Source organism: Nocardia sp. NPDC004168 (genome assembly GCF_040610355.1).
Taxonomy (GTDB): domain Bacteria; phylum Actinomycetota; class Actinomycetes; order Mycobacteriales; family Mycobacteriaceae; genus Nocardia; species Nocardia sichangensis.
This window is the reverse complement of sequence record NZ_JBEXME010000009.1, coordinates 53,494-78,295: the sequence shown is the minus strand read 5'-3', so window position 1 is coordinate 78,295 and position 24,802 is coordinate 53,494. Positions and strand designations below refer to the sequence as shown.

The 24,802-nt window shown below is 69.6% G+C and carries 11 protein-coding genes; 2 read left to right on the top strand and 9 right to left on the bottom strand.

The features are described 5' to 3' along the window. Positions 1-42: 42 nt before the first annotated feature. Both ABZW96_RS18525 and ABZW96_RS18520 read right to left on the bottom strand, forming a co-directional pair. Complete coding sequence (locus tag ABZW96_RS18525) at positions 43-1,173, bottom strand: MAB_1171c family putative transporter (protein WP_355076087.1); 1,131 nt, start codon at positions 1,171-1,173, stop codon at positions 43-45. A 64-nt stretch (positions 1,174-1,237) separates the two neighbouring features. Then, complete coding sequence (locus ABZW96_RS18520) at positions 1,238-3,028, bottom strand: MFS transporter (RefSeq protein ID WP_355076085.1); 1,791 nt, start codon at positions 3,026-3,028, stop codon at positions 1,238-1,240. A gap of 149 nt (positions 3,029-3,177) precedes the next feature. Here ABZW96_RS18520 and ABZW96_RS18515 point away from each other — a divergent pair, with 149 nt between their 5' ends. Beyond that, positions 3,178-4,158, top strand: a complete 981-nt coding sequence (locus tag ABZW96_RS18515; protein WP_355076083.1) for an ABC transporter substrate-binding protein — start codon at positions 3,178-3,180, stop codon at positions 4,156-4,158. A 309-nt stretch (positions 4,159-4,467) separates the two neighbouring features. Here the strand turns inward: ABZW96_RS18515 and ABZW96_RS18510 are convergent, their stop codons facing one another. The 7 genes from ABZW96_RS18510 to ABZW96_RS18480 form a co-directional block, all read right to left on the bottom strand. Next, positions 4,468-7,968: an amino acid adenylation domain-containing protein gene (locus ABZW96_RS18510; RefSeq protein WP_355076081.1), complete on the bottom strand. Its 3,501-nt coding sequence runs from the start codon at positions 7,966-7,968 to the stop codon at positions 4,468-4,470. 82 nt (positions 7,969-8,050) lie between these two features. Continuing rightward, a complete protein-coding gene (locus ABZW96_RS18505; protein WP_355076079.1) occupies positions 8,051-9,127 on the bottom strand; it encodes an MAB_1171c family putative transporter in 1,077 nt (358 codons plus the stop codon). 94 nt (positions 9,128-9,221) lie between these two features. Beyond that, positions 9,222-14,231, bottom strand: a complete 5,010-nt coding sequence (locus ABZW96_RS18500) for an amino acid adenylation domain-containing protein (RefSeq protein ID WP_355076077.1) — start codon at positions 14,229-14,231, stop codon at positions 9,222-9,224. 51 nt (positions 14,232-14,282) lie between these two features. Then, on the bottom strand, positions 14,283-18,812 hold the full coding sequence (locus tag ABZW96_RS18495; RefSeq protein ID WP_355076075.1) for an amino acid adenylation domain-containing protein: 4,530 nt from the start codon (positions 18,810-18,812) through the stop codon (positions 14,283-14,285). Positions 18,813-18,847: 35 nt separating this feature from the next. Next, a complete protein-coding gene (nbtC, locus tag ABZW96_RS18490; RefSeq protein WP_355076073.1) occupies positions 18,848-21,880 on the bottom strand; it encodes a nocobactin polyketide synthase NbtC in 3,033 nt (1,010 codons plus the stop codon). Further along, on the bottom strand, positions 21,873-23,201 hold the full coding sequence (locus ABZW96_RS18485) for a polyketide synthase (RefSeq protein ID WP_355076071.1): 1,329 nt from the start codon (positions 23,199-23,201) through the stop codon (positions 21,873-21,875). The genes nbtC and ABZW96_RS18485 overlap by 8 nt, the downstream gene beginning before the upstream one ends. Positions 23,202-23,208: 7 nt before the next feature. Next, positions 23,209-23,982 (bottom strand): alpha/beta fold hydrolase, encoded by a 774-nt coding sequence (locus ABZW96_RS18480; RefSeq protein ID WP_355076070.1) that lies wholly within the window; start codon positions 23,980-23,982, stop codon positions 23,209-23,211. A gap of 146 nt (positions 23,983-24,128) precedes the next feature. On the opposite strand from ABZW96_RS18480, the gene ABZW96_RS18475 reads away from it, so the two are divergent. Then, positions 24,129-24,794: a GNAT family N-acetyltransferase gene (locus ABZW96_RS18475; protein ID WP_355076069.1), complete on the top strand. Its 666-nt coding sequence runs from the start codon at positions 24,129-24,131 to the stop codon at positions 24,792-24,794. Positions 24,795-24,802 lie beyond the last annotated feature (8 nt).

Below are 24,802 nucleotides of genomic sequence, written 5' to 3'. Positions count from 1 at the left end.
GATCATGTCCGTCGGTTCGCCGTGTCGCCGAGACACGTCCGGCTATCGGGACACCGCCGCGATTGTGGAAAACCGCGCCGTGTCCGACCGATAGCCCACGGCCGCGACGGCTTCCGGCCATACACGCGCCAATTCGAGCAGGAACCGGAACTCCGCCGCGCGATCGCGAGCCTCCCCATGCGCCGTGCCCGCAGCCATCGAGCCGGGAGTGGGTGTGTCACCGTCGCGTTTGGCTCGCACGGCCAGCGCGACCTGGAGGGCAGAGCGACGCGCATCGTCGCGACCGGCGGGCGAGCCGGCCTCGGACAAAGCGGGTACATACGGTCTCAGGTGTAGCAGCGCATCCCAGATCTCGACGGTCATCCGATAGAGCCGGGACGTGGCTTCCCTCGGCGCGGAACCGTCCTCCGCCAGAACCACTTCCGGCACCACGGCGGTGAGATCTCGCCACAGCGGCCGCAACCTACGGCAGTCACGGCCGGTCCGATCCAAGCCCGTTCGCGCCAGCAGCGCCGTGACCAGGGGGATCATGGTCAACAGGGTGACGGCGGAGAACGTGAGAACCGCCGCGACGGCCCACACCTTGCCCGGCTGGCTCGGAGGCGTACCGGTGAGCGCGCGACCTACCATGATCGTCATCGAGATCAGCCAATAGGTCGCGAACGCCAGCAGTACCGCGAACGTCAGCTTCTCTCTGATCGAAACGCCTCTGGCGCGCAGTTCGCGAACGCAGGCGCGGGCGAAGAGCAGCCCACAGAGACCTCCAGGGAGCGCGGACATCGTCCATACGATTTCGACATAGTCCAACTGCCAGGCCCACCGCAGGATCGGTGTGGCGACGATCAGCGAAACAACGGCAGCGACCGCCGTCGCATCGTATCGCCGCTGACGCAGGTGGACGGTTGCCGCGTCGGCACCGTCGACAAGCCTGGCCAGCCCGTAGAAACTGCCGAGCGCCAGGAGACCGCAGCCGAGGTAGAGGCGCGGCCCGAACTCGGGACGGCCCACCGCGACGGTCACCTCGTACAGCAGCAGACCTAGCAGGTTCCAGCTGAACGTGCGGTTGATCAGCCGATCGGTAGCCGTCTCGTCGACGAGCACCCACCGCCCGGCGGTCATGAGCGCGACGAATACGACAACCGACAGCACCACTGGAGTCGGAACAGCGTTCATCGCGATCGACCGTATGCCGTCGCTCGGCGTGGGGCCAGCCCGGGCGCGAAACCGCCGCGGTGTTTCAGCGCACGGGCACCGCGGCGGACGCGTCCTGCGTGACCCGATCGGCTTCGGCGAGTTCGGCGGCCTCGTCGTAGACGTACTTCTCGCCGATGAACCACGACGCCACGGCCGCCAGGAGCATCATCACCGCCGCCGAGACGAACACCACGAGCAATCCGGAGTGGAACGGGCCGGTGAGCAGGTTCGGGAAGAACTCCTGGCCCGTGAGGGTTTCGGCGTTGACGCCTGGCTTGTCGAGTTCACCCGACGGTCCGAGCAGCTCCTGGATCGGGTTGTAGCCGAGGAACGCGGCGAACATGCTCGCCACCGGCGGCATGCCGGCGAGTTCGGCGGCGGCTCCAGCGGAGACGCCCTGTGCGCGCAGACCGGAGTCCAGCGCCGATGGCAGGCTCGCCGCCAGTCCGAGGACCATCAGGGAGAAGAAGATTCCCATGGACAGCGCGTTGCCGCCGTTGAAGAGGGTGCCGCGCATCCCGGAGGCCGCGCCGCGCTGGGCGGCGGGAACGCTGGACATGATGGCGGCGGTGTTCGGCGAGAAGAACAGCCCGCTGCCGATGCCGTTGAGCACGGTGATCGACGCGAACAGCCAGTAGTCGAAGTTCACCGGGATGAGCAGCAGCAAGATGAAGGTCGCGCCGGTCAGCAACGCGCCTCCGGTGGTGAACAGCCGGGGCCCGTAGCGATCGGACAGCCAGCCCGAGATCGGGCCTGCGGCGAGGAAGCCGATGGTCAACGGCAGCAGGTAGATGCCTGCCCACAGCGGGGTGGACTCGAAGTCGTACCCGTGCAGCGGAAGCCAGATGCCCTGTAGCCAGATGATGAGCATGAACTGCATGCCGCCACGTCCGATCGAGACCATCAGATTGGCGAAGTTGCCGAGACCGAAGGCGCGGTGGCGGAACAGGCCCAGGTGGAACATCGGATCGGGGACCCTCGTCTCCACTACGCAGAACGCGACCAGCAGGAGAAGGCCGCCGAGTACAGCGGCCAGCACCCACGGGCTCGTCCAGCCGGTCGCGTGGCCGCCGTAGGGCTGGATGCCGTAGGTGATGCCGGTGAGCAGCGCCGTGAGTCCGAGACCGAAGGTGATGGTGCCCGCCCAGTCCAGTTTGCCCGAGGTCCGGATGCCGACCTCGTGCAGCGAACGATAGGACCAGACCGCGCCGAGAACGGCGATCGGGACACTGACCCAGAACACCGCACGCCAATCCCATTCCGACAGCACGCCGCCGATGAGCAGGCCGAAGAACGAACCGGCCACCGCGGCGACCATGTTGATGCCGAGCGCGGTGCCGCGCTGGCTCGCGGGGAAGGCATCGGTGAGGATCGCCGAGGAGTTGGCCGTCAGCATCGCGCCGCCGACACCCTGGACGACGCGCCAGACGATGATCCACAACGCGCCCGCGCCCCCGTGCCACGGATCGAAGGACAAGGCGACCGCCGACAGCGCGAAGATGGTGAAGCCCAGGTTGTACACCCGCACCCGGCCGAAGATGTCGCCGAGCCGCCCGAACATCACCACCAGCACGGCGGTGGCGAGCAGGTAACCCATCAGCATCCACAGCAGGTACCCGACGTTGCCCGCCTCGAGTGGGTTGAGCCCGACGCCGCGGAAGATCGCGGGCAGCGAGATCAGCACGATCGAGGAATTGATCGCCGTGAGCAGGACACCCAGCGTGGTGTTGGTCAGAACGATCCACTTGTAGCGCGGATGGTCCCGGTCGTAGCGCAACCGGCGCCGGATGGTTCGGACATCACCCGGATCGACTTCGATGGATGGATTCGTCACGGACAGCCCCTCACCAGATAGTTACCACGGCAAACTATATAGTTAGCCGATGTAACCATCAAATGGAGCCGCATCCGCCGAGCACCGATACCACCCGGGAGCTACATAGGTTAGCCTTGGCTAGCTTGCTTGGAAGGAAGGTGCGGCAGATGAACTCTGTTCGGACGCGCGGCCGTTGGTCGCGGGCGGCGCTGACGGTGCTGACGGGAGTCCTCGCCCTCGGCCTGGCCGCGTGCGGATCGGCGGAGGACGACTCGGCGTCCGGCGGCGAACAGGTGACCATCCACCACGCCCGCGGCGAGACGACCGTCGAAGGCACCCCGAACAAGATCGTCGCCCTCGGCAACCAGTGGCTGGACACCACGCTCGCGCTCGGCGTGGTGCCCGTCGGATACCTCGACAATGTCGCGATCGCCTCCAAGAGCACCCCGCCGTGGGAGCCGGGGAGCCTCGCATCGGCGAAGGCGCTCACCAGCACTGGGAACCTCGCCGAACAGGTCGCCGCGCTGGAGCCGGACCTGATCCTGGTCGATCCGTTCATCGCCGACCAGAAGACCTACGACGAACTCTCTCGCGTCGCGCCCACGTTGCCCGCCCTGAGCAAAGCGGCGGTAGCGCCCTGGCAGGACCAGATCACCACCCTCGGCAAGGTGCTGCACAAGCCGGACGAGGCGAGCAAGGTGATCGCGAAGGTGGATGACAAGGTCGCCGCGATCGCCGCCGCGAACCCCGGATTGAAGGGCAAGACGTTCGCCAGTACCTGGCTGGCCGGTCCGGCACAGCTCATGGTGTTGACCGACCCCGACGACGGATCGTCGAAGGTCTTCACCCAATTGGGTCTCGGCATTCCGAAGAACCTCACCGACCTGCCCGCCAATCAGGGCAGGCTGGCCCTGTCCCCGGAGCGGGTCGACGAATTGACCGCCGATCTCTTGCTGGCCGGCTACGCCCCCGGCTTGGACGAGAAGTTCCGGCAGCTACCCGGCTACGCCGACCTGCCCGCGGTCAAGAAGGGCTCGGTCGTGTTCCTCACCACCCAGGAGATCAGCGCCGTGAACACGCCGACGGCGCTCTCGGTGCCGTACATCCTCGACAAGCTGGAACCCGCCTTCGCCGCTGCGGCGAAATAGCCGCCGCGTCAGTCGACTCGGCCCGGCAAGCGGTGGTACGCGCTGCTTGCCCGCCGCCGCATGTCCACAGCGGGACCCGATCGGCTGTGTGGGAATGACCCACTCGACCGCGTCCACGGCGACAGACTGCGCCCGCGCGCTCGGAGCGGCGTCCGCGCTGGGGCGACGCGAGCCTGCGGCGACGCCCCTCATCAGGGTCGATCCGGAGAGGAGCGCGGACAGTCCACAGGTCCGCCTGCGGACCGAAGACCGCCGGGCGCGCTCACCGATCGGTGCGTCGTGGACAACCGCGCTGCCTGCCAACCGCTTTCACGTCTGCGCGAGGATCTCCTCGTCCGTCATCGCGGCGACCTCGAGGTAGAGCCGGGCCACCGCGGACAGCCTGCCGTCCGCGCCGTGCCGAATCTCGCGTTCCCGCAGGCACTCGGCCAGCCGGGCGACGGTGCGTGCGGCGAACAGGTCCGCGACCAGCGCGTGCTCGGCTTGCAACCACTCGCGCACGCGGGCGATGACGGTCGTGGCGAGCACGGAATCGCCGCCGCGGCCGAAGAAGTCGTCGTGCACGCCGATCGCATCGATGCCGAGGACGGTCGCGACGATGTCGGCGAGCGCGGCCTCCACGTCGTCGCGTGGGGCGGTCTCCCGGTCCTCCCCCACCCCTGGCTCGAGCAGGGCGACCACGGCGCGGCGGTCCAATTTCCCATTGGCGGTCAACGGCATCTGCTCGAGGAGCTCGATCCGAACGGGAATCATGTAGCCGGGCAACAGGTCCGCGAGCGCCGTAGCGATGTCGCCGATCTCGTCCAGGTCACCCGCGACGGCGGCGACCAGCTTGGGTGCGCCCGCACCGACGACCGCCGCGACGGCGTGCCGGACGCCGGGCACCGTGCGCAACGCGGCCTCGACCTCGCCGAGTTCGACCCGGTATCCGCGGATCTGGACCTGGTGGTCGGCACGGCCGAGGAATTCGATCGTGCCGTCGGGCCAGTACCTGGCCATATCGCCGGTCTTGTACCAGCGGATGCCGTCGTGTTCGACGAAGCGTTCCGCGGTGCGCTCCGGGTCGTTGCGGTAGCCGGCGGCGACACCGACGCCGCCGACCCACAGTTCGCCCGGCACCCAGTCCGGGCAGTCGCGGCCCGCGGGAGAGACGACGCGGCATCGGACGTTGCGCAACGGAACGCCGAACGGCACGGTCGCCCAGTGCGCGGGCGGTTCACCCGTCACCTCGCAGATGGTGGTGTGGATGGAGGTCTCGGTCGCGCCGCCGAGTCCGGCGAATCGGCAACCCGGCGCCTGCGCCGACAGCCTGCGAGCGAGATCCGCACCGACCCAGTCCCCGCCGAGGATGGCCGCGCGCAGCGAATCGCCCAGCTGATCACCGCCGATCTCCAGGATCATGTCCAGCATGCTCGGCACGCAGTTGAGAATCGAGACCCGATGTGTGCGCAGCAGTTCCACCCAGCTGGACGGGTCGGCGCGCTGCTCCGGATCGACGGTCACGACCGCGCCGCCCACCGCGAACAAGCCGAAGATGTCGTAGACCGAGAGGTCGAATTCCAGGGCGGACAGGCCCAGCGAGCGGTCGGCGCCGCCGACGCCGAACCACTCGTTCAACGCGTCGATGGTGTTCATCGCGCCACGGTGTGGGATCTCGACACCCTTGGGCACGCCGGTCGATCCGGAGGTGAACAGCACGTAGGCGATATCGCCGGTGTCCGGGTAGACGGGGGCCGCGAGCGGCTCCGGATAGGCACTGGCCGCGTCGATGGACAGGCACGTGATCGGTGCGCCCAGGTCCGCGCCCTCGACCGTCAGCGCCGCGTGGACACCGCCGGTGCGGAGGATCTCCGCCCGGCGGCCTGCAGGCTGATCGAATCCGATGGGCACGTAGGTCGCCCCGGCGGCGAGCACACCGAGCACGGCGGTGACCTGGTCCGGCCCCTTCGGCAACGCGACGGCGACCGCGTCGCCCGGCTCCACGCCCTCGGCGCGCAAGGCCCCCGCCACCGCCAGCGCGCGAGCGGCCAACTCCCCGTAGCTCCAGGCGCCTCGGCCGTCGCCCAGGCCCCAGACCACGGCGGGCGCTTCGGGATTCGCCGCCGCGTTGTCGAAGAACCCCTGGTGCAGGGACCGCCCGCTGACCGGGCCGTCGGTGGCGTTGACCGCGGCGCGCACCGCGGCCTGGTCGACCGGCAGCCGCACGGCGGCCTCCGCGTTCCACCCTGCCGCCCCGTCACCGAGCCGCCCGATCGCCGCGCGGTACCAGGCGAACATGGCGTCGATCATGCCGTCGGGGAAGGCCGACGCGCGCACGTCCCAGTTCAACAGCAGCCCGCCGCGGACCTCGGTGACCTGCGCGTCGAGCAGTACCTGCGGGCCCTGCGAGATGATCCACACGGGCTCGCCGAAGGTCTCGGTGACCGTGTCGGCGAACAGCTCGCCCAAGTTCAGCGCGCTGGTGTAGACGACCGGGGCCAGCACGGGTTCACCGCGATGCCTACCCAGATCCCGCAGCACTTCGAGCCCGGAATACGCGGTATGCGCACCGCTTTCGTGCATGCCGCGCTGTAACGTGCGGGCGCGCTCGGTGACCGACATGCTGTCGGTGACGTCCACCTCCAGCATGATCGAGGACGTGAAGTCGCCGATCACCCGATCGATGTCGGGGTGCACCGTATCCCGGTGGAACAGCGGCACATTCAGCAGGAATCGGCTCTGCGCTGACCAACCGCCGATGGTCTCGGCGAATACCGCGGCCAGCGCCATGGCCGGAGTGATGCCGCGCTCGTGTGCGGCGGCGAGCAACCGCTGTTTGGCTTCCGGCTCCAGCCAGTGGTCGTAACGCACGGTGCGATTCGGGTCGGTGCGCTCACTCACCGGCACGGTGGGAAGTTCCGGCGCGCCCGGCAGTTCCGGCAGCCGCTCCTGCCACCACTGCCGGTCGCGCTCGCGAGCGGCGCCGTCCCCCTGGTGCTCGGTGCGGTGCCTGCGATAGGTGTAGCCGGGGACCGGCACGGCCCTCCCGTGGTACAGCTCGGCCAGATCGGCGATCAGGACCCGGTAGCTCATGGCGTCGCCCGCGAGCATGTCGACATCCAGGTGCAGTCGACTGCGGTCCGCGTCGCGCAAGGTGAGCGTGACATCGATGACCTGACCGTCTTCGATGGCCAGACGCTGGTGGGTCTTGCGGTCACGCAGCTCGGCGAGCGCGGCGTCGGCCGCCTCGGGCGACCGATCACGCAGGTCGACGACCTCGAACACCGGCCTACCAGGGGCGGTCATGGTCTGCTGGGTGCCATCCGGCAGGAACCTGGTGCGCAGCATGGGATGGGTGGCGACCAGATCGGCCACCGCGCGCTCCAGCCGCTCCGGATCGATACGGCCGCCGTCGAATTCGATGTACAGGTGCGCCGCGACGCCGCCGAGCTCTTGTTCGTCGGAGCGGCCGATCCAGTACGCGTGCTGCATGGTGGCCAAGGGGAAGGGCGCCGCTTCGTCGTCCGCGCTCGCCACCGGCACGACAGTCACCGGGCCTGCCGCCCGCCCGACCGCACTCGCGCCGAGCAGACCGTGCCAGGAAGCCACCGTAGGGCTGGCCGCCAGCTGAGCGAAGTTGATGTCGGCGCCGCGTTTGCGCCAGCCGCCCGCGAGCTTCATGGTGCGAATCGAGTCCAGCCCCAGTTGGATGAGGTCGTCGTGATCGGCGATCTCCGTGGCGGCGAGGCCCAGTTGGTCGGCCACCGCGGACCGGATCTCCTCCCGGCCGATGTCCACCGTTCCTTCTGCCCGACGCTGTGTCGACTCCATCGCGCTGCCACTCCTTGTCTGCCGCCGGATCCGGCGGTCTGGACTGCTGGGGCACAGCTTAGCCGACCCTAAATAGGTATGCCTAACCTACATCGGCCCGTCCTTTCGGCCATTCCCGCGCCAATTCGAGTAATTGCCGCAAGCCGTTGGCACGATCGTGACCACCGGTCGCCACGGCGGCGAACGGAGCGGTCGGTGCGACCGGACGCAGCCCGGCGGCTCGAGACCGGATGGCGTGGGCGATCTGACGGGCGTAATCGCCGACGCCGTGACCCGCGTCGGCGGCCTCCCGCCCCGGCGCGGGCGACGGCATATACGGCTTCAAATGCAAAAGCGCGTCTTGGATCTCCACCGTCATCCGATAGAGCCGGGACGCCGCGCCGCCGTCTCCGTCGTCGGACCGACTCAACACGACCTCTGGGACGGCGGCGGTCAGGTCACACCACAGCGGACGCAGACGGCGGCAGCGCCGACCGGTCTTGTCCAGCCCCGCGCGCGTCAGCACGGCGGTGAAAAGCGGTATCGCCGTGAGCGTCGCGATGATCAATACACAGAAGAAGGACGAGTTCGCCAGCACGTTCCCCGGATGGCTCGGCGGGACGCCGAAGAGCGCGCGGACCACGGTGACCACTGCCGCCGCGGCCCAATAGACCGCGAGGAACAGCAGCGCCGAATACGTCAGCTTCTCCTTCGTCATCCGCGCGGCGGTGCGCAGCTCTCGGAGACTGGCATGTGCGACCAGATATCCGCTGGCCACCATGGGCAGCTCCGACAACGTCCACACGATCTCGTCCAAACCGACGTGCAGCACGTTCCGGGCGAAGGGCGAAAAGATCAATGTCAGAATCGAACTCACGGCGGCGACGGCGGCGTAGATCTTCTGCCGTCGCAGCATGACCTCGGGGTCCGCACCCGCCGCCAGTTGCGCGAGCACCAGGACGACGGCGGTGGTCATCAGTCCGCAGCACAGGAACAGTCGCTGCCCGAGTTGCGCGGCCCCTGCCGCCGCGGCGGCGACATAGAGCGCCAGACCGCACAGATTCCACGCCCACGCATGGTTGATCATGCGATCGGTGACACTGTCCGCGACCAGGAACCACCGGCCGACCGTGATCGCCGCGATAGTCAGAATGACCGGGAACATGATCCAAACAGACACCGAATCCATCGAGGTGCAACCCTAATCGTCGCTGCCCCCAGGTCCAATGGCAGTGCGCCGGTCGCGGTGCGCGACCGTGACCGGCTCACCCGAATCAGCGTTGCGCGGACCAGGATTCGCGCAGCATGGCCAACGCGTCACCGGACAGGCCCGAGGCCGACATCGGCTCGTACCGGTGCTCCTCCGGCGCCGGCGCGCCCGCCGCCCGATCGGCGGCCGCGTCGACGGCCGCCGCCAGTTCGTGCAGCGTGAAGTGCTCGAAGATCAGCTGCGGGGTGAGCGCCAGGCCCGCCTCGCCCGCTCGCGCGGCCCACTGGATCGCGATGACGCTGTCTCCGCCGAGCGCGAAGAATCCGTCCGTGCGGTCCACGTCGGTGATTTCCAGCAGTTCCTCCAACAGCGCCGCCAGAGCGCGCTCGGTCTCGGTCTGCGGCGGGCCCGCCTCGGCCTCGCCGACCGTGGCCTCGGACGCCGCGTGGCGCACAACGGTACGCGCGGTGTCCCAGCCCTGCGGCGCGAGATTCGATTCCCGCACCGCGGTATCGGGTTTCGTGGCGAACGCGGTCAAGATCCGCACCAGCGTGTCGGCGAATTCCTCACCGGAGGCCGGGTCGTACAGCTCCGAGTTGACCACCACCCGCACCAGCAACTCGCCACCGGGTTCCACGAGGAAATCCAGGTGGAAGTCCATGAACGCGGCGTCGTACCGCGGCGTGAGCGGGGTCAGCGTGGTCTCGGCGGTGAAGCCGACGGTCGGCGCGGTGTGCCCGAACTGCATGATCACCTGGAACAGCGGATTGCGGCCGAGTACCCGGGGCGGGTTGAGCGTTTCCACGATCCGCTCGAACGGTACGTCCTGGTGGCCGAGAGCGCCGAGCGCCGATTCGCGCACCCGCTGGAGCACGGTTCGCGGCGACGGGTCGCCCGAAAGATCGTTGCGCAGCACCATCATGTCGGCGAACAGGCCGATCAGCCGGTCCACCGACCGCCAGGGCCGATTGGCGACCGTCGCGCCGATCGGCACGTCGTCACCGCCGCCGAGGGTGTGCACCAGCACCGCGGCCGCTGCCTGGCACAGCATGAACTCGGTCGCGCCGGTCGTCTCCGCCAGCGATCGCAGTGCCTGCCACGTCTCGGCCGCGACGATCCGGGTCGCGCTGACACCGGCATGGCCCAGCCGCGCGGGACGCGGGCGGTCGTGGCCGACCGCGATCTCCACCGGCAGGCCCGCCAAGGCCGCGCGCCAGTAGTCGAGTCGCGCTTTGCCGTATTCGCTCAGATCGTCGCGGCCGGGGGCGTGGTCGAAGGTATCGCGTTGCCACACCGCGAAGTCGGCGAAGTGCAGCGCCGGTTCCGGCCAGGACGGAGCCGTGCCGCTCACCCGCGCGCGGTAGGCGACGGTGAGGTCCTCGAGGAAGACCCGGCACGATTCCCGGTCGGTGACCATGTGATGGGTCAGCACCGACAGCACGTGGGTGCGCTCGTCCAGGACGAACAGGCGCAAGCGGAGCAGCGACTCCCCGGCCAGGTCGAACACATGGTTCGCCTCGGCCGCCAGCGCCTCGTCCAGGCGAGCGCCGTCGAGCGCGGTGCGGGGCAACTCGACCGGTCCCGCCGGGGCCACCCGCTGGTACGGCGTGCCCTCGTGTTCCGGGAAGCTGGTGCGCAACGACTCGTGACGGGCGATGACGTCGCCGAGCGCCGCAGTGAGCGAGGCGATGTCGAGTTCGCCGTCGAAGCGGATGGCGAACCGGAAGTTCTCCCACCCGAACGGGCCTTCCAGCTTGCGCCGCAGCCACAGCGCCCGCTGCGAGTACGACAGCGGAATACGTTCGGGGCGCGGTCGTTTCGTCGGCATCGCGGCGTTGTCACCGGAGGGCAGGCCGGTGGGAACGACCTCGTCGAGGTTCTCGCCGAACCGATCGTGGTACCGGGCGACCAGATGCGCGGCGAGCCCGGCGACCGTCGGGGTGTCGAACGCCGCGCGCACGTCGATATCGATCCCGAACGTGTCGCGCACCAGGGCGACCAGCCGGGCCGCGAGCAGGGAGTGGCCGCCGAGTTCGAAGAACGAGTCGTCGGCGCCAACTCGCTCGGTGTCGAACAGCTCGCCGTACAGCGCGGCGAGCCGGATCTCGGTGGGCGTTTCCGGCGCCCGATACGTGCGGGTCCGAGTCAGCACCGGCTCCGGCAGCGCGCGGCGATCGAGCTTGCCGTGGGCGCTCAACGGCACTTCATCGATCACGGCGAAGGCCGCGGGGACCATGTGCTCGGGCAGCGTCGCCGCGACCGTCGCGCGCACCTGCTGGAGGTCGATCTCGCTTCCCGGCGCGGGCACCAGGTACGCGGCCAGGATCGGGCCGAGCCGCTCGTGCTCGGTGACGATCGCGACGCACTGCGCGACGCCGGGGTGATCGGCCACCGCCGCCTCCACCTCACCTAGTTCGATGCGGAAGCCACGCACCTTCACCTGTTCGTCGGCACGGCCGACGAATTCGATCTCGCCTTCGGCGGTGCGCCGGGCGAGATCGCCGGTGCGGTACAGCCTGCCGCCGGGTAGGAAGGGGTCGGCGACGAACCGCTCCGCGGTCAGGGCTTGCCGATCCAGGTAACCGCGCGCGAGCTGGCGTCCGCCCAAGTAGATCTCGCCGATCACGCCCGGCGGGACCAGCCGCAGCGAGTCGTCGAGCAGGTAGACGTAGACGTTGCGGTTGGGGAATCCGATCGGCACGATCCTGGTGCCCTGCGGCCCGTCGACCGGCATGGACGTCGAGCACACCACCGCTTCCGTCGGCCCGTAGTGGTTGCGCAGGTCGGCGTCGAATTGCGCGGCGAACCGGTCGGCGATCTCGCCGGGCAGCGCCTCGCCGCCGACCGGCACATGCCGCAACGCCCGCCAGTCGTTCGCCTCGGGAAGCATGAGGAAAGTGGCCAGCAGCGAGGGCACCATGTGCAGCACGGTGATCCCGTGACGAGCGATCAGCTCGGCGACGTACGGAATATCGCGGTAGGCGTTCGGTTTCGGGACGACGATGCTCGCGCCCGCGATCAGCGGCAGGAAGATGTCGGCCAGCGACGCGTCGAAGCTCACCGAGGTGGCCTGCAACACCCGCTCCGGGACGCTGGCGTCCCAGTCGGCGGCGAAGTTCACCAGGTGATCGGCGATCGCGTCGTGCGGCACGGGCACGCCCTTGGGCTGTCCGGTGGAGCCCGAGGTGTAGATCACGTAGGCGATGTTCGACGGGCGCAGCGGCGACTCGCGTTCGGCGTCCGTGGGATTCGTGTCCGGCGCGTCGACCGCCTCGGTCATCGCCGCCGCGATCGCTTCGGCGTCGAACGACAGCGCCGGACGCGCGTCCGACAGCAGATAGTCGATGCGGTCCGGTGGATAGGCCGGATCGATCGGCAGGTACGCGCCGCCCGACTTCAGTACCGCGAGGCTCGCGATGATGAATTCGATGGAGTTCGCCATGCGCAGCGCGACGAGCTGCTCGGCGCCGACGCCGCGCCGGATCAGCCAGTGCGCCAGGCGATTCGCCCGCCGGTTCAGCTCGCCGTAGGTGAGTTCGGCTTCGTCGGATACCACCGCGACGCGATCGGGGGTCGCCGCGGCCTGCCGCTGCACCAGCTCGACCAGCGTTGTCGCGGGCGCGTCGACGAGCGGACCGTGCGATGCCGCGACGATGTCCGCTCGGTCGGCGGCGCCGAGCATGTCGATCGCGCGGACCGGCTGCCGTGGATCGCGCATCGCGTCGGTGAGCAATGCCAGGTAGTGGCGTAGCAATTGCGCCACCACCGACCGGTCCAGCTCGTCGACGAGGTAGGTGGCCTCCACGCGCGCGCCCGCGTCGTCGAGGACGACCATCAGTCCCAGCGGCTCCTGCGCGACCGTGCTTCCCCACGGCAGCTCGGTGGAGCGGACCCCGGCGAGATCGAACCCGTTCGCCCCGCCGCGCACGCTGAAGCTCAGCTGCACGAGCTGGGCCAGGCCGTCACTGCCCGCGATCCGGTCCGAACTCACCTCGCGGACGACCCGTTCGACGCCGATCCCTTGATGCGCGAACGCGTCGCGTGCGGCGTCCCTCGTCACGTCGACCAGCTCGGCGAAGCTGCGCCCCGGACGGATTCGGGCGCGCAACAGCAGCGTGTTGCCGAAATAGCCGATCAGCGCCTCGGCGTCGCTACCGCGGCGGTCGGTCACCGGTACCGCGACGAGGAAGTCGGTCGCCGCGGTGTACCGCTGGACCAGCGCCTGGAAGGCGGCCAGCAGCACCATGAACGGGGTGGCCGAACGGTCGCGCGCGACCTCGGTGACCCGGTCCAGCAGTTCCTGGGGCAAGGGCAGCACGCACTTGTCGGCGTTGCGGGTAGCCGCGCCACCGGCGAGCGTTCCGGGCAACTCGAGCCGCTCCGGGAGCGGGGTCAACCGCTCGCGCCAGTACGCCAGGTCGGCGTCGTCTTCGGCGGGCCGCTCGGCGAGCGACACGTCCACGTACTGCGCACGGATCTCCGCCTGCGGGTCACCGCGGTAGGCGGCATTGAGCTCGGCGAAGAAGACCGACCAGGAGTCGTCGTCCCAAGCGATGTGGTGGATCGTCAGCACGAGCACGTGTTCGTCCGGACCGGTGCGCGCCAACGTCACTCGCAGCGGCGACTCGGAGGTCAGGTCGAACGGACGCGCGAACTCCCGCCTCGCCAGAACCTCGAGTCGCCTGCCTCGGCCTTCCTCGGAGAGATCCGTGAGATCCTGCTGCTGCCACACCGGCCCCAGTTCGGCGTGTGCCGTTTGATACGGCTCGCCGTGCGCGCCGACGTGATAGGTGGTGCGCAGGATCTCGTGCCGCGCCACGACGGTGTCGAAGGCGGCGCGCAACCGTGCGCTGTCCAACGGACCGTCGAGTCGGTAGCCGACGCAGACGTTGAGCGTGGTGTCCTCCGGCGCGACCGTCTGTACGAACCACATCCGCTGCTGCGCGGACGAGAGCGGAGCCGGATCGCCGGGGCGCCTGCCGCGCGCGGGTCGCGCGGGCGCGGGCGCGAGTTGCTGTTCACGCAGTCGCTGCTGCAGCAGCCGCTTGCGCCGCTCGAGAATCTCGTCTGACATGGTGGGTCCTTCGGACTGGGTTCGGATGGGCTGAGTGGCTGGCGATCGCGGTCAGTCGGCGCCGACGGTCACCACGGAGATCGCGCGCGCGAGGGCCACGACGGCGTCGTGCCACAGCTCGGCGAGCCGGTCGACGTCCGCGACGGTGAACACCGCCTCGCTCCAGCGGAGCATGGTGACCAGCTGCGGCCCCTCGGTGGTGGTCCGCACCGCCGAGACGACGTCGAGCGCATAGCGCAGCGGGAAGTCGGGCTCCGCCACGAGCGGAAGGCACTCGTGCAAAGCCAGATCCGGGATCGGCGCCCACGGCCGTCCCGCACCGGCCAGGTCGAACCGGCCCAGGTAGTCGAAGAGCACCTGCGGCTGCGGCGCATCGACCAGTTCGGGGGTTCGCGTGAGGTAACGCAGCACGCCGAAGTCCACGCCGCCGGTCGGCTGTTCGGCCAGGTGTGCCGCGACGTGTTCGAGCAGTGCGGCGGCCCGTGCCGGATCGGTCAGCGCGGTGGCCACATCCACGCTCTCGGCGCCCGCTCCGAGCCGGGCGGGCACGATGCTGGTGAACCAGCCCACGGTGTGCGCGCTGTCGACGTCGGCGCCGAGCACCGCGTCCTCTCTGCCGTGTCCTTCCAGCGCCAGATACGCGCCCGCCCTGGGGTCCTGACCGCGTTCCAGACGCCAGCTCGCCAGCGTCATCGTCAAAGCGGCGAGCAGGAACTCGCGGACTCCCGCCGCGCCGCCGCCGAGACTGTTCAGGATGGCCGCGCTCGTCTCGGCCGGGGTGGGCACGGGATGGACCCGGTAGGAAGCCCAGGTGTCGGCCCTGGGATCGGGCAGCCGCGCGCCCAGCACCGGGTCCGGCGCGGTGACCTGGCGCGTCCAGTAGGCGCGCTGAGCCGTGACCGCCTCGGCGCCCGCGCGTTCGCGCAGCAGCCGGGCCCACTGCCGGTAGCCGGTGTGCTCGACCGCCGGGACAGGCGTCCGTCCCGCGAGCACCTCGGCCCAGTACGCGGCGAGGTCGGCGGAGATGACGTACCAGGAGACCGGGTCGACGGCCAGGTGGTGGATGGTGAGCAGCAGCACATCCGGAGCGCCGGACCTGGTGAACCACACCGCGCGCACCAGATCTCCGGTGGACGGGTCGATCTCGTCGGTGGCCGCACGGCCGTGTGCGGCCAGCGTCGCGTAGAAGTCGTCGCCTTCCTCGACCCGGGACAGGATGTCCTGCGCTCGGACGCTGCCCGGGCCGCGCGTGTGCAGGTCGTATCCCTCGGGTGTGGTGACGAAGCGGGCCCGCAGCATGTCGTGTCCGTCGAGCAACGCCTGCAGCACCGCCGTCAGGCCGGCCTGGTCGACGCCGTCGGGCAACTCGAGCAGATTGCTGAGCGTGAGTCTGCGGTAGCCCCCGTACTCGTGCATCCACGACACGATCGGGGTCGGGCCGACCGGCCCGTAGCCCTCCGAACTCGTCGCGCGTTCGCGACCGGCTTCCGCGTCGATCCGCGCGGCGAGTTCCCGGATCGTGGCGGCGCCGAGGACCGCCTTCGGGCTGATCGAGAGGCCGTCCCGCCGCAGCCGGTTCACCAGGGAGATCGCCACGATGCTGTCCATGCCGAGGCCGATCAGGTCGTCATCGATGCTCGGGACCGGACCGCCGGACAGTTCGGCGATCGCGGCGCACAGACGGTGCTCGGTGCCGGTGCGCGCCGTCTCCGCTCCCGGCCCGGCGGCCCGGTCCTCGGCGAGCATCGCGAGCCGTTTCGCATCGAGTTTTCCGTTGCTGGTCACCGGCAGCCGATCGACGACCACGATCCGGTTCGGCACCATGTAGCCGGGCAGCCGATCGGCCAGCGCGGCGCGCAGCCGCACCGCGTCGAGACCGTCGCCCACCGCGAACGCCGCCAGGCTCGGACCACCCGTACGGCGCACCACGACGACCGCCGCGGCCCGCACCCCGGGCAAGGCGAGCAGAGCTGTCTCGATATCGCCGATCTCGATCCGGTAGCCGCGAATCTTCACCTGATCGTCCGCCCGGCCGACGTAGGCGAGATCGCCCGAGGGCAAGCGGCGCACGAGATCGCCCGTGCGATACATCCTTTCACCGGCACGGTGTGGATCGGCGACGAATCGGCCCACGGTGGTTCCCGGCATACCGACGTAACCACGCGCCACCTGAGCGCCGGAGAGGTACAACTCGCCCACGACGCCGATCGGCACCTGGCGCAGCCGCGAATCCAGCACGTAGCCGGTCATTCCGGTGACCGGCGCGCCGATAGCCGGTTCGGCATCGCCATCGCGCACCGCCGCGACCACCGCCTCCACCGTCGTCTCGGTGGGGCCGTAGCAGTTGTGCACGGCGGTGCCGGGCAGGGCGCACAACCGTTTCCACAGCGGCACACCGATGGCCTCGCCGCCGAGCGCCAGCACGGACAGCGGCGTGACGCCCGCCTCGACCAGTCCGGCCGCTGCCAGCTGCGTGAACATCGACGGGGTCGTGTCGATCATGTCCAGCCCGTGCCGGACGATGCCGTCGACCAGGCGTCGCGCGTCGCGCATCTCCTCGGCGTCGAACAGGTGGATTGCATGTCCGTCGAGCAGTCCGATCAGCGGCTGCCAGGAGGCGTCGAAGCTGAGCGACCAGGCGTGCGCGATCCGCAACGGCCGCCCGAGCCGCGCCACCGCGGGCCGGTACACCCGGTCGCGGTGGTCGGCGAAGTACGCGGCCAGCGCGGCATGGGTGCCGACGACGCCTTTCGGTTCGCCGGTGGAGCCGGAGGTGAAGATCAGATAGGCGGCCTGGCCGGGGTGGCCGGGCGCGGGCGCGAGCACCGGAAGCCCGTCGGAGAGTCCGTTCACTACCAGCACTTCCGGGCGCTCGGCGATCTCGTCGAGCGCGGACAGTCCCGAGCCGTCGACCAGGATCGAGCGCGGACGGGACCGGCGCACGATCGATTCGATACGGGCCGCGGGCAGCGTGACATCCACGGGCACATACGCCGCACCGGTCGCCAGCACGGCGAGAATCGCCACGATCGACTGCGCCGAACGCGGCAGCGCCAAGGCGACGACCTCTTCCGGACCGGCCCCGTGTGCGACCAGCGCGCTCGCCAATCGCCCTGCGGCATCGAAGAGTTCGCGATAGGTGTAGCGATCGTTTTCGGTGCTGAGGGCGAGCGCGTCCGGCGTGGCGGCGACCTGGCGCGCGAACAGCTCCCACACGGTCACACCGCGCACGTCGGCGGCGATCGGCGCCGGTGGCGGCGCGGTCTCGCCCGGCAGCAGGACATCGAGCGCGTCGGGCCCCCGCTCGCCGATCGCGGGCAGTTGCCGCAGCACCGAGAGCAACCGCGCCCCGATGCCGGGTCCGGACAGGCCGCGCAGTGCCGCCTGCACCGCCTCGACCGTCACCACCAGCTGCCCTTCGTACAGGAACGAGGTCACCGCGAGCGGATAGTGCGTCAAACTCTGCGAGGTCATCGGCCGCACCCGAACGCCGTCCGCCATGTCGATGGGGCGCAGGATGTCGGACATCGGCGCGTTCTCGAACACGAACAGGGTGTCGAACAGCGTGCCGGAGCCTACCGACCGCTGGATCGCCGACAGGCTGACGTAGGCGAGATCACGCATCGGAGCCGACTCGCGTTGCATTCGCCTGCAGTCCCGCACCACGTTCTCGGCCCCGACCGCCACCCGGACGGGGACGGTGTTGATGAACAGCCCGATCATGGTCTCGACCCCGGACAACTCGTCGGGCCGCCCCGAGACGGTGCTGCCGAAGACCACGTCACGCCGGTCGGTCAAACTGCCGAGGACAACGGCCCAGGCGTACTGCACGACGGTGTTCATCGTCAGGCCGTTCGACCGTGCCCACGCCGTCAACCGGCTGGTGTCGGCCGCGTCCAAGGTGACCGTGTCGATGCTGGGCACGATCGTGTCGACCGCCGGATCGCCACGGTCGGCGAGGATCAGCGGATCGAGATCGCCGAGGTATTCGCGCCAGGAGCGCAACGCGGTATCGCTGTCGCGGGCCGACAGCCAGCCGATGTAGTCCCGGTAGGGTCGGGGGTCGGGCAGCGCCTCCGCCGCGCCGCCCGCCTGGTACAGGGCGAACAGTTCCCGGAAGAACACGCCGAGCGACCAGCCGTCCAGCAGGATGTGGTGCGCGGTCAGCACCAGGCGCCGAGTGCCGTCCGGCAATCTCAGCAGCAGCACGCGCAGCAGCGGGCCGCGGGTCAGGTCGAACGGCGACCGCGTCTCGGCCGTGATGACGGCGTCGAGGTCGCCCGGGTCGACTTCGCGTTCGGCCCAGGGCAACTCGGCAGCGGCGGGGACGATCTGCACCGGCCGCGGCAGGTCGCGGTCCCAGAACGACGCGCGCAGATTCGGATGCCGCCGCAGGATGGCCGCGACGCTGCGACGCAGCAATGCCACATCGACGGGACCGGCGATCTCGTACACGAACTGCAGTGCGTACAGATCGCCCTCGCCGGCCAGCCTGGCCAGCGAGAACAACCCCTCCTGCAACGGGCTCAACGCCAGTACGTCCTCGATCTCCGGCATGGTCGCCTGCGTGTTCTCCGGCATCGAGCGGCCTCCTGAGCCTGTGTTCTCGGGCATCATCAGCCTCGGTTCTCGGACATGAGCAGAACGACGTCGTCCAGGGACGCGCCGCCGAGGATCGCCGCGACCGGCAACTCGCGGCGCAACATCGTCTTCAGCCGCGCGCGCAGATCCACCGCCTGCAACGAATCGAACCCGAGCGCGACCAGCGGGACGGAGCCGTCGATGTGGTCGGGGCCGTCGAGAAGCATCACCTGCCCCAGTTCGCGCCGGATGATCTCCGCGACGCTCCGCGTGGCATCGGCTTCCGACTCGACGGCGGCCGACTTCGGTGCGGACGGCTCGGACGGCGCGGCCGCGGACTCCGGGACCGCCGATGCGGGCGCGAAAACCCTCGCCAAGCCGACGATCTCGGCCGTATCCCGCAAGCGCTCCCAGTCCGCCGACAGCACCGCGCTGTTCCCGGTACGGTCGGCGAAACCCGCCGCGATGGCGGGCGCGGCGGGCATGGGTCGTAGACCAGCGCCGAGGATCCTGGCTTCCACGTCGGCGTGCTCCGCGCCGGGCAGACCCCACAGCCCCCATTGCACCGACACGCAATCCCTGCCCTGCGCCCGCAGTCGCACGGCGAGGCTGTCGAGCATGCGATTCGTGCCCGCGTACAGTGCCTGACCACGCCCGCCGAGGGTGGCCACGAACGAGGAGCACAACAGCACGGCGCAGTCGGCGGTCTGCGGCACCGCGCGCAGCACCTCGCCGAGCCCGAGCACCTTCGCGGCGGCCGCCTCGGTTACCGCCTCCGGTTCGAACCGCGCCCATGCGTACTGGACCGCGGCGTGCACGACCACGCTCACGGGGCGCTCGGCGAAGCGCCCCGCCAGCTCGGCGACCGCGTCGGCGTCGGTGATGTCACAGGCCACGACGTCGATTTCGGCGGAACCCGAGGCGCGGATCGCGCGCAGCCGCTCGGCGAGCACGCTCGTCTCCCCGGTGCGATTCACCAGAGTGACGCGCCGTGCGCCATCGCGGGCGAGCTGCCCGCAGAATTCCAGGCCGACGTACCCCGTGCCACCGAGAATGAGGACCTCGCGTAGATCCGGAGGCGCCGAAGTGCCCAGCGACTCTGCGCGAACGAGACGCTTGGCGTACAGTTTGCCGCCCCGTAGCGCGAGTTCCGGCTCGCCCGGCACGTGAACGGCCTCGAGGATCTTGTCCGCCAGCACCGTCGGATCCTGCTCGGCGGCATCCGGGGGCAAGTCGAGGTGTCGGAACGCGATGCCGAGATGGTCGAGGCCGAGACTGCGGTACGCGGCACTGACCGCCGAATGACCCAGGGAAGGCGCATCGTCCGGGGACACCGCCTCAGCACCGGTTGTCACCAGCCAGCATTCCGTGACACCGGAGACTTCCTTGGTCAAACTTTCTGCGGCTCGGGCGAACTCGGCGAGTTCGGCCACCGCGCCTTGCTCGTCCGTGGCCGTATTCGACGGAAGCAGCAGCACCATGGTGTCGGACTCGGTCGCGGTGTCGGCGATCGCGGCACCGTGGCGCGCGGCCCGCGCGCACAGCGCCGCTGCGAGGTCGTCCGCGCCGTCGTGCTCGGCGAGCAGTACGGTGCGCGGCGCGGCCAGCTCGAACCGGGACAACCTGGTCCACTCCTCGCGCAACCGCGAGGGGGGCACGGCGACCGGGATCGGCGTCTCGGCACCCGATTGATACGGCGCCCACAGCCTCTTGGAGTTCATCACCGTGGCGGGAAAGTCACGCAGCGGCAGCGCCGGAGTGCGGTCGTCGGAGCCCGCGCGGAGCGCCTGCCAGTCGTAATGCAAATCGTGCACCGCGATTTCGGCAAGATTGCGGGTGAATTCACCCAACCCGTTCGCGGTGCGCAGCGATGTCCCCACGACCCGGAAGTCGCGGGCATCGCGCGCGACCGGGGACAGATTCTCCCGCAGCGCGGGCTGCAATGTCGGGTGCTCGGCGATCTCGACGAAGGTGTCCACGTCCGCGGTCGCCGCCGCCACGGCGCGATCGAAGCGCACCCGGTTGCGCAGGTTCCAGTACCAGTAGTCGTGGTGGGTCAACTCGGGAGTGATCGCCGCGCCGAGCGTCCCGCCGTAACAGGTGACGTCGCCGAGCGCGAAGGTCTTGCTGCTCAATTCGCCCAGCGACGATTGGAATTCGTCGCGCAATCGCGTCATCGCGGAGGTGTGCGATGGAAACGACATCTGGATCTGCTTGGCGAACAGGCCTTTCGCGGTGGCGGTCGCCACCAGCTCCGCGATCGCGGCCTCGTCGCCGGAGACACCGGTCAACTCGGGTGAGTTGACCAAGGAGACCTCCGCCCAGCCCGAATTGCGGGCCAGCAGCGCCTCGCATTCGTCGCGCCCCGCGCCGAGCACGGCCACCGCGTAGCCGTCCGAAAGGTCGCGCTCCAGAAGCCGGGCCCGGTGCGTGACGATCGACACGGCATCGCGCAGCGTGAGCACACCGGCAACCACGCAGGCCGCGAGTTCACCCTGGCTGTGACCGATGGTCGCGGTGGGGCGCACGCCCGCCGCCTGCCACATGGCGGCCAAGCCGATCAGGTGGAACATTCTGGCCGGTTGTACTTCCCACAGTGTCTCGCCGAACTCGGCGTCGGCGCCGAGCAGATAGTGCACCGGCCGTGCATGGCCGTACCGCTCCTCGTGCACCGCCGCGCACTCGTCGACGGCGGCCCGGTAGGCCGGGGAGAAGTCGTAGTACGGCTTGCCCATACCCGCGTGCTGGCTGCCTTGTCCCGGAAAGACGAAGCCGACGCGACGTGCCGCGACGGCGCCGCCGGACGTCACCACCGCCGGGTGCGCGGAACCCGCCGCGATCGACCGCAACGCGTCCGTCAACTCCTCGCGCGTGACGACCATGGCCAGGGCGCGATACCTGCGGACGATCCTGGTGCGGAAGAGCTGGCTCGCCAGTCGATCCGGGTCCACCCGAGGGTGGTCCTGCACGTAGGCCAGTATCGCAGCGGCCTCCGCACGCAAGCCTTCGGCGCTGTCCGAGGAGAGCAGGACGGGGACGGCGCCGTCCGGCAGCAGATACTCAGACAACGCTGTCCTCCTCCAGGACGGGCATCCCGACGACCGCGTGCGCGTTGGTCCCCGCGACTCCGAATGCCGACACCGCTCCGTAGCGAATGCCGTCGATCGGCTCCCACGGAACGAATTTCGTGGCCAGCCGCAGACTGGTGGCTTCCCAGTCGACCGCCTCGGTCGGATGTTCTGCCCAGAGACTCGGCGCGACGTGCCCGTGCGCGCCGCACAGCAGCATCTTGATCAGGCCGAGCATGCCCGCCGCCGCCTGCGTGTGACCGATATTCGACTTGACCGATCCCAGCAGCGCGCCCCCGACACGCTCCGGCGCGCCGTACGTCCGGATGAGAGCGGACAGTTCGATGGGATCGCCCACCGCCGTGCCGGTGCCGTGCCCCTCGACCAGCCCGATCTGCTCCGGGTCGACGCGGGCCGCGCGGAGCGCGGCGCGAATCAGCCGCTCCTGCGCGTCGGCGCTGGGCACGGCCAACGGGCCGCTCTTGCCGTTGTGGTTGACCCGGGAGCCGAGCAGCCGAGCGTAGATCCGATGACTGAGCCGGCGCGCTCGCGACTCGCGCTCCAGCACCACCACTCCCGCGCCCTCGCCCCACAGGGTCCCGGTGGTGCCCGCGGAATACGCGCGGCAGTGGCCGTCGGTCGAGAGCGCGTTGTTCTTCGCGAACTCGACGAACATGCCGGGTGAGCCCATCACGCACACGCCACCTGCCAGGGCCCAGTCGCACTCGCCCGCGCGGACGGCCGCCGCGGCTTGGTGGAGGGCGGTCAAGCCTGCCGCGCAGGAGGTGTCCACACTGATCGAAGGCCCGATCAGACCCAGACTGTGCGAGATACGGCCGGATACCGCGCCGAGGGTGGTGCCGGTCATTCGATAACCGCTGTGCTCGCTGACGCTCGCCATGCGCGGGCCGTACTCCAGCGGCGTGACGCCCATCCAGCACCCCGCTTCGGCGCCGTCGACGGCGCCGGGATTGAGCCCGGCATCCTCGACCGCCCGCCATGCGACGCGCATCGCCACCCGCTGCTGCGGATCCATCGCGACGGCTTCGCGCGGCGTTATCCCGAAAAAGGCCGCATCGAATTCCGTTGCTTCGGAGAGAAATCCGCCCGCGTCGCGTACGTCGCTCCAGCCCTCGTTGCGACCGAGGGTGAGCAACTGTTCGATCGGCCACTCCCGATCTCGTGGCAATGGGCCGATGAGTTCCCTGGATTCGGCCAGCGCCGTCCAGAATTCGCGTGGACTGTTTATTCCGCCGGGGGCCTCGACCCCGATTCCGACGACGACGATATGGTCTTCGTCCCCCGAAGCCGATCCTGACATGGTGAACCTAACTGGAAAGAGCGGACTGTCCGGCGTCAGCGGCGGCGGAGGCAAGCAATTCCGCGACGCCGTCGATGTGGTCGTACAAATAGAAGTGCCCGCCGTCGAAGAGCGTGACCGAGCCGCCCCGAGTGCTGTGCGCGATCCAGGGACGCAGTTCGGCGACGGTGACGAAGTCGTCGTCGGCGCCGCCGATCACCTCGATCCGCGCGCCGATCCGCACGTCCGGGTCGCACGTGTAGGCGTCGAACGCGCGATAGTCGGCCTGCAGGACGGGCAACGTCATTCGCATGATGTCGCGATCGGCCAAAACGTCCGCGCCCGTTCCGTTCAGCGCGACGAGCCGGTCGAGCAGCGCCTCCTCCTCGGTCGGCAGCGGCTCGCTGTCGGCCACCAATGCCGGCGCCACCGCGCTGGAGGCGCCGAGCAGCGCTACCGGCACACCGGCGGCCTCGGCCTGACGGACGAATTCGAAGGCCACCATCGCGCCGACGCTGTGGCCGAACACCGTGACGGGAATGCCTCGGTGATAAGGCGATTCGAGGAATTCCGCAAGGGCACCCGCCGCGAGTTCGACGAGACTGTCCGGCATGGGTTCGGCGGCTCGGTCCTGGCGTCCCGGATATTGCACGAGCACGACGTCGAAATCGGCACTGAGCCGCTTGGACATGGCGCGATAGGTGGAGGCGCCACTACCGGCATGGGGAAACAGCACCAGGGGCGGCAGCGTTTCCGTGACGGGCTTGTGAAACTTCCGAATCCACCCGGGTTTTCTCGACATCCAACAGCTCCTACACATCACGCGGTGTGGGCGCGCCCGCGCGCCGTCCTTTCCGAACGGCCGGGCCTCGCCGACCACGCGAGGTTAGCATAGGATAACCTTACATTCATCCAGCGGAGCCACTACCGAACGGAGCTCGACGACCGATGAACCCCACCCGGACGCCTCATGTCATCGCGCGCGAGCTGACCGATATCCCCGACGAGCTGCGGGCCGTGCCCGCTCCGCCGCAACCGGCTCTGCCCGCCCCGTTCGACATCCGGACGGCCGACGCGGACGGTGCGGACGCGGAGCTGCTCACCGAGTGGATGAACCGGCCGCATCTGATCGAGACGTGGGAACAGCCGTGGCCCGTCGAACTGCGCAGGCAGAATCTGCGCGCGCAGCTGGACGGAAGCTATTCCCGCCCATACATCGTCGGGTACGACTTCACCGGCACCGACCGGCCGGAACTGGGCCGTCGCGACATCGCCTACCTGGAGTTGTATCGCCCCGCCAAAGACGAGATCGCCCGGATCTACCACGCCGACCCCTATGACGTGGCCTTCCACCTCGCCACCGCCGACCCGGAGGTGATCGGGCGCGGCATCATGTTCGCCTTCGTCAGCGGCCTGCTGCCCGGAATCTTCGCGGCGGAACCGAACTGCCGTCGCATCCTGATCGAACCGGATCACCGCAATGTCGCGGTGCGGCGCATGACCGAGCGGTTCGGCGTGCCCAGTCTCGGCGACTTCGACATCCGGCCGGATCGCCGGATCACGCTCTACTACCTGCCGCGCACGCCCGCGGACGTCCCGACGGTGCGGCGCTGAGGCTCGGT

Bases quoted from the DNA above. Each gene is read 5' to 3' on its own strand.
- ABZW96_RS18495 (WP_355076075.1), bottom strand. From the start codon at position 18,812: ATGCCGGAGAACACGCAGGCGACCATGCCGGAGATCGAGGACGTACTG.
- ABZW96_RS18500 (WP_355076077.1), bottom strand. From the start codon at position 14,231: ATGTCAGACGAGATTCTCGAGCGGCGCAAGCGGCTGCTGCAGCAGCGA.
- ABZW96_RS18480 (WP_355076070.1), bottom strand. From the start codon at position 23,982: ATGTCGAGAAAACCCGGGTGGATTCGGAAGTTTCACAAGCCCGTCACG.
- ABZW96_RS18475 (WP_355076069.1), top strand. From the start codon at position 24,129: ATGAACCCCACCCGGACGCCTCATGTCATCGCGCGCGAGCTGACCGAT.
- ABZW96_RS18510 (WP_355076081.1), bottom strand. From the start codon at position 7,968: ATGGAGTCGACACAGCGTCGGGCAGAAGGAACGGTGGACATCGGCCGG.
- ABZW96_RS18515 (WP_355076083.1), top strand. From the start codon at position 3,178: ATGAACTCTGTTCGGACGCGCGGCCGTTGGTCGCGGGCGGCGCTGACG.
- ABZW96_RS18525 (WP_355076087.1), bottom strand. From the start codon at position 1,173: ATGAACGCTGTTCCGACTCCAGTGGTGCTGTCGGTTGTCGTATTCGTC.
- ABZW96_RS18485 (WP_355076071.1), bottom strand. From the start codon at position 23,201: ATGTCAGGATCGGCTTCGGGGGACGAAGACCATATCGTCGTCGTCGGA.